This is a genomic window from Lutibacter oceani (assembly GCF_003384935.1).
Classification (GTDB): domain Bacteria; phylum Bacteroidota; class Bacteroidia; order Flavobacteriales; family Flavobacteriaceae; genus Lutibacter; species Lutibacter oceani.
This window is the reverse complement of record NZ_QTTQ01000009.1, coordinates 923850-938566: the sequence shown is the minus strand read 5'-3', so window position 1 is coordinate 938566 and position 14717 is coordinate 923850. Positions and strand designations below refer to the sequence as shown.

Below are 14717 nucleotides of genomic sequence, written 5' to 3'. Positions count from 1 at the left end.
ATACAAGTTATGATGTCTATTTCCGATTTATATCCAACTGGATTACACGAGCAAAACATAAAACACTTTGCTTCAATTGTTAGACTTGCTTTACTTGATAATAAAATTGATACAGATGAACATATATTATTAAAAAGATTAGCAAGTAGATTAGATATAACTAAAAGTGAGTTTGAAGAAATTTTAAAAAAACCAGAAAGTTACCCAATTGAAACTCCTGTTAGTTATAATGAGCGCTTAGAACATTTATATGATTTAACAAAAATGCTTTTTTTAGATAAAAATCCTACTATTGATAAAACATCAATGATGGATAGAATTGCTGTTGGACTTGGTTTTCCAATTGAAAATGTTAGATTTGTTGTTAAAGAAGCTATTAAGTTTTTCCTTAAAGAGCCTGATATTGAAGATTTTAAAGAGGCAATAAAAAAGGTAAACCCAATTAAACATTAATTTTATTTTTTATTAATTGTAAATGTTTTAAGGGTTTAATTATATTTGCGTTTATAAAAATAAAATATGGGAGTATCTGATTTTAATTTAAAAGGTGAACATAAAAAGAATATTGCACTATTTGCAAGTATTGTAAAATTGGCTTTAGCAGATGATGTGTTAAGTGAGGGTGAAGAAAAACTATTAAAAAGAGTTGCAAATAGATTTCACATTTTAGATGAGAAATATAAGGAAGTTTTAGAAAATCAAAATAATTATCCAATTACAGGATTGCATGAATATGATGAAAGAATAGCACATTTATTTGATTTATCTAAGATGATTTATGCCGATGATGAGGTTTCTGTTAAAGAAGTAGGTATTTTAAGAAGAATTTGTGTAGGTTTGGGATTTCCAATAGATAATGTTGAGAAAGTTGCTGATGAAGCGATTCATTTAATATTAAATGATAACGATTTGGAAGATTTTACCAAAGCAATTAAACAAGTTAATAAATTTTAAACCCTAATTTTAAATAACGTATTAAATTACCCCAAAATAAATATAATTTATTAATATTTTTTGCGTTATAAATAATTAGTAATTAACAAACCCCATTTGACTATGAAATTTGAATTGTTTAAAAAAACATTTCTACTTTTATTTATTTGTACTTTGTTTTTGAACAAAATACATGCTCAAGACGAATTTAATAAATGGGTAGTTGGTATTGGGATAAATGCTGTTGATTACTTTCCAATACTAAACCCTACACATTTTCCAGGTTTGGATCCTTCAACAGGAAATCAAGATGGGTTTTTTAATGAAATTACAAATGCTCAAGATCACTGGAATGTTTATGCGCCAAGAGTTAATGTTACTCGATATTGGAAAAATCGTATTTCGTTAGATGTTTCTCTTTCTGTAAATAAAATAACTAAGTATGGTGATATTGAAATTGATCCAATATCTTATTTTGCTTTAGATGGTAATATACAATATTGTCTTGTTAAACCTGAAAATTATTTTGCACCTTTTATCTATGCGGGTGGTGGTTATACGTTTGCCGAAAGGAGTGGAGGAACTGTAAATGCAGGTATAGGAGTAAATTTTTGGTTTAATGAATCTTTTGGGATAAGCGCACAAGGTGGATACAAATATAATTCCCCAGATTTTCAATTATATCCCCACATGTTTTATTCATTTAGTGTAATTATGAAATTAAATGCTCAAAGAAGATTTATGTGGAATAGTAGAAAAAGATTTAATTGGAGAAATGGAAGATAGTTTTACTTTCTAGCCTTCTTAATTATTGTTAACTTGCATTTATAATTGTGATAAATGCAACATCCTAAAACTTTTCAAATATATAGCGCTTCTGCCGGGAGTGGTAAAACTTTTACACTGGTAAAAGAATATTTAAAAATTCTTTTAACAAACTTATATCCTTTTAAATTTCAAGAAATTTTAGCAGTAACTTTTACCAACAAAGCCGCTGGTGAAATGAAGGAACGTGTAATTGAGAATTTGAAAACATTTTCAGAATTTAGAGAAAATAACATGCTCTCAATTATTTGTGAAGAAACAAGACTAACAAAAGAAGAAATATTTAAAAATTCAAAAACTATTTTAAATGCGATTTTACAAAACTATTCCGCATTTAATATAACCACCATAGATAGTTTTACTCACAAAATTATAAGAACTTTTGCGTACGATTTAAAACTTCCAATGAATTTTGAAGTTGAAATGGATGCTGAAAGTTTATTAAATGAGGCTGTTGATATTGTAATTTCAAAAATAGGAGAGGATAAGCAACTTACTAATTTATTAATCAATTACGCTATTCAAAAATTAGATGACGATAAATCCTGGGATATTTCTAATGAATTAAAAGAGTTTTCAAAAATAATATTAAATGAAAATCACGTATCGCATTTAAAATCTTTAAGTGCAGTTTCTATTAATGAATTTAAATCATTGAAAAAAAGATTGTTAAATGAAAATGTGCAATTTTTAGAAGCATTTAAAAATTTAGGTGAAGAGGGATTAAAAATTATTAAGGAAAATGGATTAGAAAACAACGAATTCTCATATGCTGATTTACCAAATCATTTTATAAAATTAACCAATTTAAAAAAACTAAAACCTCACGAATTAAAATTTGAAGGAAGGCTAAACACTTCAATTGAAGCAAAAAAAAATTTATATACTGCAAAATGTAATAGTAATACTAAACAAATTATAGAAACTATAACGGATCAATTAACAGCACTTTATTACAGCTCAAAAAAACTATTTGAAGAAACTTACGGAAAGTACATTTTAAACACAATTATTGTAGAAAGTATTATACCGTTAGCAGTTTTAAATTACATTAATACAGCACTTCAGGAAATAAAAAGCGAAAATAACATTTTGTTAAATGCTGAATTTAATCAACTTATAAGCGAAACAATTAAAGACGAACCAGCTCCTTTTATTTATGAAAGATTAGGTGAGAAATTCCGTTATTATTTTCTTGATGAAATGCAGGATACTTCACAATTACAATGGAAAAACTTAATTCCTTTAATTGAAAATGCAATTACTTCAGAAAATGAATTAGGAGAAAAAGGGCAATTACTTTTAGTTGGTGATGCAAAACAATCAATTTATAGGTGGCGCGGAGGAAACCCAGAACAATTTATTGCACTTTCTTCAAATGAAGAAACTAAAAAAAGTAATCCGTTTTATGTGCCTAAAGAAGCTGCCAATTTAGCAACAAATTATAGAAGTTACTCTGAAATTATTGAGTTTAATAATGGGTTTTTTAATCATATTTCAAAATTTTTATCAAACAAAAATTATAGTAATTTATATACTGAAGGGAATTCACAAAAATTAAATGAAAATATTGGTGGTTTTGTTCAGTTGTCATTTATTGAAAAAAATAAAGATGATGAAGAAAAAGATTTAGTTTATGCAAAAAAAACACTTCACATTATTCAAAATTTAGATACTTCTTTTCAAAAAAATGAAATCTGTGTATTGGTGAGAACAAAAAAGCAAGGTATTGAAGTTGCAAGTTACTTGTCGAAAAATGAAATTGAAATTATTTCTTCTGAAACATTACTATTAAAAAATAATAAAAAAGTAAACTTTATAATTAATCTGCTAAATGTTATAAATAATCCATTAAATAAGGAATTCAAAATTAAACTATTGTATTTTTTATATGAACATTTAAGTTTAAATGAAGGAAAACATCAATTTTTAAATAGATTTATTCACTTAGCAAACAGTACTTTTTTTACTGAACTTAAACATTACAACATTCATTTTAATTTAGATGAATTTATTCAAAGTCCATTTTATGAAAGTTTAGAATATAGTATTCGTTGTTTTAATTTAGCTCTAGAATCTGATTCAGATATTCAATTCTTTTTAGATTTTGCCTTTGAATGTCAGCAAAAAAGACAGCATTCCATAACTGATTTTTTAGAAATTTGGGAGCTAAAAAAAGACAAATTAAGTATTGTTGCTCCAGAAGCTGAAAATGCCGTAAGAATAATGACAATTCATAAAGCAAAAGGATTGGAATTCCCAGTAGTTATTTTCCCTTACGATATTGATATTTACAATCAGATTAAGCCAAAAGTATGGTTTAATCAAAATGAAAAAAACATAATAAACTCATTTTTAGTTAACTATAGTAATAAATTAAATTATGTTGGGAATGAAGGAGTTCGGTTATTTAATGAGCGAAGAGAGGAGTTAGAATTAGATAATTTTAATATTTTATATGTTGCTTTAACAAGAGCTGTAGAGCAATTATACATAGTTTCAGAAAAGAAAGTTTCAGGTAAAAATGAAGGAGATGTAAAATTTGTTTCAGAGTTATTTATCAATTTTTTAAAAGAAAAAGGTTTCTGGAATTCAGAAAAACAAGATTATTATTTTGGAAACCCTAAACGTATAAATAAAACCACTAAAGAAAAAAGCATTACTAAAATTCAAAAAAGTTTTATTTCAAACTCTTGGAAAAACCATAATATTTCCATTGTTATAAATTCATCATTGCTTTGGGGAACTGAACAAGGAAAAGCAATTGGTTATGGAAATTTAATTCATGAAATACTATCTTTTATAAAAACTAATAGCGATATTAAACCAATTGTAAATGAATATTTATATAAAGGCGTAATTACTAAAAAAGAAGAAACAGCCCTGATTTTAGTGCTTAATAAAATAGTTAATCACCCTTCATTAGCTGAGTATTTTAATCAAAATAATATAATTTATACTGAACAAGAAATTATAACAATGGATAAAAGAATTATAATTCCAGACAGGCTTGTTTTTAGAGAAAATAGTGTTTCAATAATTGATTACAAAACAGGAAATCCAAATAAAGAACATCATCATCAGCTTAATAATTACGCAAGTGTTTTAGAAGAATTGAACTATAAGGTTGAAAAAAAGATGTTAGTTTATATTAATGAGGAAATTACTTTACAAGAAGTTTAATTTACTCTAACTTTGTTAAAAATTAACTAATTATGTACGGAAATATAAAGCAATATTTACAAAAAGAACTGCAAGAAATAAAAAATGCAGGCTTGTATAAATCTGAACGAATTATAACTTCATCACAAGATGCTGTTATAAAAATTAATACAGGTGAAGAGGTAATTAATTTTTGCGCAAATAACTATTTAGGATTATCTAATAATCCAGAAGTTATCCAGGCAGCAAAAGACACCATGGATACTCATGGATTTGGAATGTCATCAGTACGATTTATTTGTGGAACCCAAGACATACACAAAAGGTTGGAACAAAAAATTGCTGAATTTTATCAAACTGAAGATACTATTTTATATGCTGCAGCTTTTGATGCTAACGGAGGTGTTTTCGAACCATTATTTTCACAAGAGGATGCAATAATTTCAGATTCATTAAATCATGCTTCAATTATTGACGGCGTTCGTTTATGTAAGGCAGCTCGTTACAGATATGAAAATAATGATATGACTTCCTTGGAAGCTCAATTAATTGAAGCAAATAAACAAGAACACCGTTTTAAAATTATTGTTACCGATGGTGTTTTTTCAATGGATGGAATTGTTGCAAGTTTAGATAAAATTTGTGATTTGGCAGATAAATACAATGCAATGGTAATGGTTGATGAATGTCATGCTGCTGGTTTTATTGGAAAAACTGGTAGAGGAACTCTCGAATTAAAAAATGTAATGGGAAGAGTTGATATTGTTACTGGAACTTTGGGAAAAGCTTTAGGAGGTGCAATGGGAGGTTACACCACGGGTAAAAAAGAAATAATAGCATTGCTGCGCCAGCGTTCTAGACCTTATTTGTTTTCTAATTCTTTGGCTCCCGCAATTGTAGGTGCTTCCTTAAAAGTGTTTGAACTGATAGCTGAAGATACTTCATTAAGAGATAAGTTAGAATGGAATACTAATTACTTTAAAAAAGGAATGCTAAAAGCAGGGTTTGATATTGTAAATGGAGATTCAGCAATTGTACCAGTTATGTTATACGATGCTAAACTTTCACAAGAAATGGCTAATATGCTTTTAGAAGAAGGAATTTATGTAATAGGGTTCTTTTTCCCTGTTGTGCCAAAAGGAAAAGCAAGAATAAGAGTTCAATTATCAGCTGCACATAACAAAAAACACTTAGATAAAGCCTTATCAGCCTTCATAAATGTTGGTGAAAAGTTGAAAATTATTTAGATTTATTATAATATTGTCCTCTATTTAAGAATATTTTGTAAATTTGCTACATTAGTTATGTAAAGGTAGCTTATTTTACTTTAAAAATAAAAAGAACATTTAATTTAATTTATTGAAAATGAAACATTTAAAAATTGCCGTTTTGGCTTTGTTATTAATTGCATCCTATAGCAACGCTAATGCTCAGGACAAAGAAAACCCATGGATGTTAACTTTTGGAACCAATGCTATTGATATTAGTACTGCTTCTGATGCAACTTCCGGATATTTTGGATCGTACAAATTTGATGGAAATAACGTGAACGTTATTCCTTGGTTGAGTAGAGTGTCTGTAGCAAGATATATAGGAAAAGGTTTTGGTTTAGAATTAGCCGGAGCTATGAATAAAGTTGATAGGCCTTGGGGAGCTGGATCAGATGTAACATTTTTTGGTTTAGATTTAAATGTTAAATATGATTTAAATAATGCATTTGGACAAACAGGTTGGTTTGATCCATTTCTTTATGCTGGTCTTGGTGAAAACTGGGTTGGTGCTGAAAATGGTTTAGGCTTAAATCTTGGAGCTGGTTTTAATGCTTGGATTAGTGATAATGTAGGGATTAACTTTACATCAGGTTACAAAAAAGTAAATACTCCAGTAGACTTTAAAATGTTTCAACACTCTTTAGGTTTAACTTGGAAATTTGGAAACAAGGATAATGATGGTGATGGTGTAAACAATAAAGATGATAAATGTCCAGAAGTTGCTGGTTTAGCTGAATTTGGGGGTTGTCCTGATACAGATATCGATAACGATGGTGTTATGGATTGTTGTGATAAATGTCCAGAAGTTGCAGGTTTAGCTGAATTTAAAGGTTGTCCTGATACAGATGGAGATGGTGTTCAAGATTCTAAAGATAAATGTCCAGAAGTTGCAGGTTTAAAAACTTTACACGGTTGTCCTGATACAGACGGAGATGGTGTTGCTGATGGAGATGACGCTTGTATTGACGTTCCTGGTCCAAAAGGAAATTCAGGATGTCCTTATAAAGATACTGATGAAGATGGAGTTATTGATATAATTGATAGATGTGTTGAAGTTCCTGGTCCTGCTTCTAATGAAGGATGCCCAGAAATATTTGTAGATCAAGAAACTGTAAATGAAGCAGCAAAAGGGATTAATTTTGATACAGGTAAATCTGCAATTAGACCAGAAGTTGCAACTATTTTAGATAATGTTGCAGACATTTTAAAACAAAATCAAAATTTACAATTTAGATTCTCAATAGAGGGTCATACAGATAGTACAGGTTCTGCTGCTAGAAATATGGATTTATCTAATGCTAGAGCTAATGCAGTAAAAACTTATTTAGTTAATAAAGGAGTTAGTGCAAATAGATTAACAACTAAAGGCTTTGGTCAAACATCGCCTATAGATTCTAATGCAACTAAGGAAGGTAGATTTAACAACAGAAGGGTAGAAATAAATGAAGTAAAATAGTTTCATTTAAATAAATATTAAAAAAGCCACTTTTAAAAAAGTGGCTTTTTTAGTGTTAATTTATTTTTTAGTAAAAAATAAATTAACTTTACAATTATAAAATGAATATTAATAAAAGAATATAATTATGAAAAATTTAAAAGTAACATTATTTACCTTAGTGTTAATTATTGGATTTAGTTCATTAAAAGCACAAGACAATAATAATCCTTGGGCTGTTGGGTTTGGATTAAATGCAGTCGATTTTTACCCAACAAATCCTGGGTTAATGGGGCATGGGTCTTGGTTTAACGAGTTTGTAAATGTAGGGGATCATTATAATATTGTTCCAGCTATTTCAAGAGTTACTGTAGGTAAGTATATTGCAGATGGTTTTAGTATTGAAGCAGCAGGATCGATTAATACAATTTCAAATATTGGAGATAACAGTGTAAGTAATGATTCTTATTTTTCATTAGATGGAGCTGTAAAATATGATTTAAACAATATGATTGGAGAAACCTCATGGTTTGATCCTTATGCATCAGTTGGTGGTGGGTATGTTTGGATGGGTAATTTTGGAACAGGAACATTTAACGGAGGTTTAGGTATAAACTTTTGGTTTAATGACAATGTAGGATTCAACTTAGAATCTAAATATAAACATGCTTTTGAAAGCAATATAGTACAACATTTTCAACATTCAGCAGGTTTAATTATTAAATTTGGAGGAATCGACACAGACAAAGATGGAGTATATGATAATGAGGATGCTTGTCCTGAAGTTTATGGTTTAGTTGAATATAATGGTTGCCCAGACAGTGATAATGATGGAGTTATAGATTCAAAAGATGATTGCCCTAATGTTGCAGGCTTAGCATCTTTAAATGGTTGTCCTGATACAGATGGTGATGGAATTACAGACAAAGATGATGCTTGTCCAAATGATAAAGGTACTAAAGTAAACAAAGGTTGTCCTGATACAGATGGTGATGGTGTTGTAGATAAAGATGATGTTTGTCCAGCAGTAGCGGGTCCTGAAGCAAATAAAGGTTGTCCTTGGCCTGATACTGACGGTGATGGCGTTTTTGATAAAGATGATAATTGTGTAAATGTTGCTGGTACAGCCGCAAATAAAGGTTGCCCAGAGATTACTGCAGATGTAGTTGCAAAATTAGAAGATTTATTTAAAACTGTATATTTTGATACGGCTAAAAATACTTTTAAACCTGAAACTATCTCTAAATTAGATGAAGCTGCTTCAATTATGAAAAAATATCCAACTGCTAAATTTGCAATATCTGGACATACAGATAGTGTTGGGAATAGTAAAAGCAATATGAAATTGTCTGAAGAAAGAGCGAATGCTGTAAAAAATTATTTAGTGACTAAGGGAGTTTCTTCAAATAATTTAACAGCAAAAGGTTATGGAGAAGATATGCCGGTTGCAAGTAATAATACAAGAGCTGGTAGAGCCGAAAACAGAAGAGTTGAAGTTAAATTAGTAAATTAATTACATAACTTATAAGTTTAAAAAAGCCATTCTATTAGAATGGCTTTTTTATTTTCTCAAAATATATTTAATAAATACCTATTTAAGCTATTTCAATTAAAATGGGTTTTATATTTTTATACTTTATATAAAATATGAAATCATTCATCTCAAAAGTTGTAGAGGATATTTCTTCTAAAAACAGCAATTTAAATAAATTAGTTTTTGTTCTGCCAAGCCAGCGTGCTTGTTTGTTTTTAAAAAAAGAAATTATAAATAGAGCATCTTCAAGTTTATTTCTTCCTAAAATAGTAAGCATAGAAAATTATATTCAGGAATTGGCTGACATTAATTTAATAGATAATACTCAATTGCTTTTCGAGTTTTATAGCATTTATAAAAAAGAATTATCGCAAGATATAGTAGAACCTTTTGAAACATTTTCCCAATGGGCCACAATAGCACTACATGATTTTAACGAAATTGATAGTTATTTAGTAAATTCTGAAGATTTCTTTGCAAATTTAAGAGACTTAAAAAAATTAGATCATTGGTTTCAAGATAAAACCCCTAGTAAACTTGCTTTAAACTACCTGCAATTTTTTGAGTATTTAAACCTATTATATAATGCATTGTATGAAACACTTAAAGTCAATAAATTCGGATATCAAGGATTAATTTATAGAGAGGCTACTGAAAATTTAGAATATTATATAAATAATGATCCTGATAAACAAGTTGTTTTTGTTGGTTTTAATGCTTTAAATAAGGCAGAAGAAACTATATTTCAGGAGTTATTAAATAATAATATAGCTACCGTATATTGGGATACAAGTGAGGCTTTTTTAAATAAGGATAATGAGGCTGGTGTATTTTTAAGAAAGTATAAAAGAAATTGGACGTATTACAAAAATCATCCCTTTTTATGGATTGATGATAGTGAATTAATAGATAAAAATATAGAGTTTATTGGAGCTCCAAAAAATATAACTCAAATAAAATTTGTTGGAGAATTAATGTCAAAATTTGATAATTTTAATAAAACAGCCTTGGTTTTGGCTGACGAAAATTTATTATCATTAACCCTTAATTCACTCCCAAATACTGTTAAAAATATAAATATTACAATGGGGTATCCTTTAAAAGATATTCCTGTTTCAAATTTGTTCGACAAGCTTTTTAAACTCCATTTAAATCAACAAAAATTTAATAAGGTAAGTCAGGAGCAATTTTACTATAAAGACATTCTAAACCTTTTAAATGACCCTTTTTTAAATAAGTTGGAAGGTGAATTGCTTCAAAAAATAATTTCAAAAGTAAAAACTGAAAATAATATATTTTTATCACTAAAAACATTAAAAAATTATATTGATGATGTTGACTTAGAACAATTGTCTATTATTTTTTCATTGTTTAAATTTTCAGATAATGTTAACGATGTAATAAAACAATGTAGCAGTTTAATTAATGAATTAAAGAATTTAGTTGATGGTGTTGATAAGGAATATTTATATCGTTTTTATATGTTGTTTCAACAGTTAGAAACCTTAAACAGCCAATACAATCATATTTCCGATTTAAAAACACTTACTATTTTTTATAATTCATTATTAAAAAGTGAAAAATTATCTTTTCAAGGAGAGCCACTGCAAGGTTTACAGTTAATGGGAATGCTGGAAACCAGAGTGTTAGATTTTGAAACGGTTATAATTACTTCAGTTAATGAAGGAGTTTTACCAGGAAATAAAAATGAAAATTCCTTTATACCTTTTGATGTAAAAAAACACTTTGGATTGCCAACTTACAAAGAAAAAGATGCTATTTTTTCCTATCATTTTCAGCGATTATTACAACGAGCAAGAAAGGTGTATTTAATATATAATACAGAAACAGATGGTTATGGCGCTGGAGAAAAAAGTCGATTTTTAACTCAACTTGAAATTAAAAATCCAACAATTAAAAAAACAATTATAAGTCCTAAAGTACAACTTGAAGAAGATGTTTTAATCGAAATTGAAAAAAATTCAGACATTATTAAAAGTTTAAAAGAAGTTTTTACCCAAGGAATTTCACCTTCAGCATTAGCAACCTATATTTATAATCCAGTTAGTTTTTATGAACAAAAAATATTGAAAATTAGAGATGATGATGAAGTTGAAGAAACCATTGCAGCCAATACAATGGGTTCAGTTATACACGATGTGTTAGAGCATTTGTATAAACCTTTTATCAATAAGTTTTTATCAGTAGAAAATATTGATGAAATGCAGAAAAACACTGAAAAATTACTTGTTAAGTATTTTGAAAAACATTACTTAAAAGGAAATATAGAAATAGGGAAAAATAAATTAATTTTTGAAGTTTGTAAAAATCATATTAATCGCTTTTTAAAGCAAGAATTAAAATTGTTAAAGCAAAATAAAACCTTAAAAATTATTGCATTAGAGGCAAAACTAAATACAGAAATTATTGTTGAAGAAATTGATTTTCCTATAAATTTAAGAGGAATAGTTGATCGAATTGATGAATTGGATGGTGTTACCAGAATTATTGATTATAAAACAGGAAAAGTAGATGCTAATCAGTTAAAAATGAATGATTTTAGTGTTATTAAAGAAGATTATAAGTACACAAAAGCAATGCAAGTTATGTTGTATTCTTATATGTACGCCTCAAGTTCAACTATTAATTTAAGCCAACTAGAGAGCGGTATTATTTCATTTAAAAACTTAAACGCAGGGTTTTTAAAAATGAATTTTTCCGAAAAATTTAGAGGAATGGACAGTCAGGTTTCTGAAGAAAGAATTGACAATTTTATGCATGAAATTAAAAGTTTAATTCAAGAAATTTTAAATCCTAAAATTCCATTTATTCAAAACGAAAATTTACCATTTTAAAAAATAAGAATGATTAAAACACCTAATATAATTGTAAAAAGTAGCTATCATAATAAGCCAATTTTAACAGATGTTTTTTACACTAAAAACAATATTAAAAAACCAGTTGTAATTTTTTGTCACGGCTATAAAGGCTATAAAGATTGGGGCGCTTGGAATTTAGCCGCCAATGAATTTGTGAAGAACAACTTGTTTTTTGTGAAATTCAATTTTTCACACAACGGAGGAACCGTTGAAAACCCTATCGATTTTCCCGATTTAGAAGCTTTTGGGCAAAATAATTTTATTATAGAATTAAATGATTTAGAAAATATAATTGAATGGTTAATTACCAATGCCGATTATAAAAATGAAATTGACATAAATAATATTACCTTAATTGGACATTCTCGTGGAGGAGGAATTGTAACTTTAAAAGCTTCAGAAAACAAGCATATTTCTAAAGTTATTTCCTGGTCTGGAGTTTCTGATTTTGAAGCTCGTTTTCCTAAAGGAGAAGTATTGGAATTTTGGGAAAAAGCTGGTGTTTCCTTTATAGAAAATACAAGAACAAAACAAAAAATGCCTCATTATTTTCAGTTTTATAAAAGTTTTAAAGAGCATATAGAACGCTTGACAATTAAAAGAGCTGCTTCAACAATAAAAATTCCACATTTAATTATTCAGGGAGAAGATGATGCAGTAGTTTTACCTGATGAAGCAAAAAATTTACATGCTTGGAATCCAAAAAGTGAACTTATTATAATACCTGAAATGAACCATCCGTTAGGGTGTACACAACCTTGGGAAAGTGATAAAATGCCAATTCACTTAGAGGAAGTTGTAAATTTAAGTGTTGCATTTGTTTTAAGGCATACATGAAAATTGAAAAAGTACACATATCAAATTTAGATGCTATTTTTTCGCTTACAAAAAGTTGTGCAAAACATTTAATTGAAAATGAAATATTTCAATGGAATGAGTACTATCCTTCAAAAGAAGTTTTAAAAAATGACATTGAATTAAATCAGCTTTGGAAATTAGTTGAAAACAACCTAATAATTGGCATAATTGCACTTACAGAAATTGAAGATGTTGAATATAAATCTGTAAAATGGTTGACAGAAAATGACACTAATTTATATATTCATAGATTGGCTGTTCATCCAGACTATCAAGGTAAAGGATATGCGCAGCAATTAATGAATTTTGCTGAAAACTATGCGAAAGAACATAATTATGATTCAATTAGGTTAGATACTTTTAGTAAAAATATACGCAATCAGCAATTTTATGAAAAACGGAATTATATAAAACTGGAGTCCATTTATTTTCCAAAACAAAGTGAACACCCATTTTATTGTTACGAAAAAGTGTTACATGTATAAAGAATCCAATATTACTTTTAAAGGTATTAATAAACTCGCCATTCCTGCAATAATTTCTGGAATAGCCGAGCCTTTATTATCAATAACAGATACTGCAATTGTTGGTAATATTCAAATAAACCCAACCGAGGCATTAGCAGCTGTGGGTATTGCAGGTTCGTTTATTTCAGCATTGGTTTGGATTTTGGCACAAACACGTTCCGCAATTTCAGCTACAGTAGGCAAGTATTTGGGAGCAAAAAAGCTAGAGGAAATTGGTACATTACCAGCACAAATTATTGCAATAAATTTAGCATTAAGTATTGTTATTTATTTAGTAACATTATTTTTTGTGAATGAGATTTTTCAATTATACAATGCCGATGGGTTAATTTTAAATTACGCTGTAGATTATTATAAAATACGTGCTATTGGATTTCCGTTAACACTTTTTGTATTCTCTGCTTTTGGAGTTTTTAGAGGTTTGCAAAATACCTATTGGCCAATGGTTATAAGTATTGTTGGGGCTATTTTAAATGTTGGATTAGATTTTATTTTAGTATATGGAATTGAAGGGTTAATTACGCCAATGCATGTAAAAGGTGCTGCTTGGGCAAGTGTAATTGCACAGGCTGTTATGGCAATTTTAGCATTAATTTTATTGTTGAAAAAAACACCTTTTAGTTATCAATTAAAATTTCCATTTAATAAAGAAATTAAGAATTTACTTTCAATAAGTTTTAATTTAATTATAAGAGCTATTGCTTTAAATGTAGCATTGTATTTGGCAAATTCTTATGCTACAAAATATGGAGATAACTACATTGCAGCACAAACTATAGCGTTTCAAATTTGGTTATTTTTTGCCTTTTTTATTGATGGTTATTCTAGTGTTGGGAATATTGTTTCTGGAAAACTGTTAGGAGAAAAAAATTATCAGAAATTATGGAAATTAAGTATAAAATTAAGTAGATACTCTATAATAATAGCCATATTATTAGCAATAATTTGTGGTGTATTTTATGTTGAAATAGGGAAGCTTTTTTCACAAGATAAAAACGTATTACAAACGTTTTACAGTATTTTTTGGATAGTGCTTTTAATGCAGCCAATTAATGCTGTAGCTTTTGTATTTGATGGTATTTTTAAAGGTTTGGCGGAAGCTGTTACTTTAAGAAACCTATTGTTAATCGCCACTTTTTTTGGGTTTATCCCAACATTGTTAATTGGAGATTATTTTAATTTAAAACTGTATGCAATTTGGATAGCTTTTACAGTTTGGATGTTATTAAGATCAGGTATTTTGGTAGTTAAATTTAGAAATAACTATTTACATAAAAACACGTAACTTTGGCA

General features: G+C 28.2%; 11 protein-coding genes. All 11 read left to right on the top strand.

Features of this window, described 5'->3' with window-relative positions:
- The first annotated feature begins 9 nt into the window (after positions 1-9).
- The 11 genes from BX611_RS04160 to BX611_RS04110 all read left to right on the top strand — a co-directional run bounded on the left by BX611_RS04160 (position 10) and on the right by BX611_RS04110 (position 14709).
- On the top strand, positions 10-453 hold the full coding sequence (locus tag BX611_RS04160) for a TerB family tellurite resistance protein (protein ID WP_147296397.1): 444 nt from the start codon (positions 10-12) through the stop codon (positions 451-453).
- A gap of 66 nt (positions 454-519) precedes the next feature.
- Positions 520-954, top strand: a complete 435-nt coding sequence (locus tag BX611_RS04155; RefSeq protein ID WP_115878351.1) for a tellurite resistance TerB family protein — start codon at positions 520-522, stop codon at positions 952-954.
- Positions 955-1113: 159 nt separating this feature from the next.
- Entirely contained in the window at positions 1114-1719 is a 606-nt protein-coding gene (locus tag BX611_RS04150) for a hypothetical protein (protein ID WP_147296396.1), read from the top strand.
- Between the two features lie 54 nt (positions 1720-1773).
- On the top strand, positions 1774-4941 hold the full coding sequence (locus tag BX611_RS04145) for a UvrD-helicase domain-containing protein (RefSeq protein ID WP_115878347.1): 3168 nt from the start codon (positions 1774-1776) through the stop codon (positions 4939-4941).
- Positions 4942-4973: 32 nt separating this feature from the next.
- Positions 4974-6167, top strand: a complete 1194-nt coding sequence (kbl, locus tag BX611_RS04140) for a glycine C-acetyltransferase (RefSeq protein WP_115878345.1) — start codon at positions 4974-4976, stop codon at positions 6165-6167.
- 118 nt (positions 6168-6285) lie between these two features.
- Positions 6286-7647, top strand: coding sequence for an OmpA family protein (locus BX611_RS04135; protein ID WP_115878343.1), 1362 nt, complete (start codon positions 6286-6288; stop codon positions 7645-7647).
- Positions 7648-7774: 127 nt separating this feature from the next.
- Positions 7775-9139, top strand: a complete 1365-nt coding sequence (locus BX611_RS04130) for an OmpA family protein (protein WP_115878341.1) — start codon at positions 7775-7777, stop codon at positions 9137-9139.
- A gap of 134 nt (positions 9140-9273) precedes the next feature.
- A complete protein-coding gene (locus tag BX611_RS04125) occupies positions 9274-12015 on the top strand; it encodes a PD-(D/E)XK nuclease family protein (RefSeq protein WP_115878339.1) in 2742 nt (913 codons plus the stop codon).
- Between the two features lie 9 nt (positions 12016-12024).
- Positions 12025-12876: an alpha/beta hydrolase family protein gene (locus tag BX611_RS04120; RefSeq protein WP_181897228.1), complete on the top strand. Its 852-nt coding sequence runs from the start codon at positions 12025-12027 to the stop codon at positions 12874-12876.
- Entirely contained in the window at positions 12873-13382 is a 510-nt protein-coding gene (locus BX611_RS04115) for a GNAT family N-acetyltransferase (protein ID WP_115878335.1), read from the top strand. Before BX611_RS04120 ends, BX611_RS04115 begins: the two co-directional genes overlap by 4 nt.
- Entirely contained in the window at positions 13375-14709 is a 1335-nt protein-coding gene (locus BX611_RS04110) for an MATE family efflux transporter (RefSeq protein WP_115878333.1), read from the top strand. The genes BX611_RS04115 and BX611_RS04110 overlap by 8 nt, the downstream gene beginning before the upstream one ends.
- The last annotated feature ends 8 nt before the right edge of the window (positions 14710-14717 follow it).

Excerpts from the sequence above, each read along its gene's own strand:
- BX611_RS04155 (WP_115878351.1), top strand. The coding sequence starts at position 520 with ATGGGAGTATCTGATTTTAATTTAAAAGGTGAACATAAAAAGAATATT.
- BX611_RS04125 (WP_115878339.1), top strand. The coding sequence starts at position 9,274 with ATGAAATCATTCATCTCAAAAGTTGTAGAGGATATTTCTTCTAAAAAC.
- BX611_RS04145 (WP_115878347.1), top strand. The coding sequence starts at position 1,774 with ATGCAACATCCTAAAACTTTTCAAATATATAGCGCTTCTGCCGGGAGT.
- BX611_RS04160 (WP_147296397.1), top strand. The coding sequence starts at position 10 with ATGATGTCTATTTCCGATTTATATCCAACTGGATTACACGAGCAAAAC.
- BX611_RS04120 (WP_181897228.1), top strand. The coding sequence starts at position 12,025 with ATGATTAAAACACCTAATATAATTGTAAAAAGTAGCTATCATAATAAG.
- BX611_RS04110 (WP_115878333.1), top strand. The coding sequence starts at position 13,375 with ATGTATAAAGAATCCAATATTACTTTTAAAGGTATTAATAAACTCGCC.
- BX611_RS04135 (WP_115878343.1), top strand. The coding sequence starts at position 6,286 with ATGAAACATTTAAAAATTGCCGTTTTGGCTTTGTTATTAATTGCATCC.
- BX611_RS04130 (WP_115878341.1), top strand. The coding sequence starts at position 7,775 with ATGAAAAATTTAAAAGTAACATTATTTACCTTAGTGTTAATTATTGGA.
- kbl (WP_115878345.1), top strand. The coding sequence starts at position 4,974 with ATGTACGGAAATATAAAGCAATATTTACAAAAAGAACTGCAAGAAATA.
- BX611_RS04115 (WP_115878335.1), top strand. The coding sequence starts at position 12,873 with ATGAAAATTGAAAAAGTACACATATCAAATTTAGATGCTATTTTTTCG.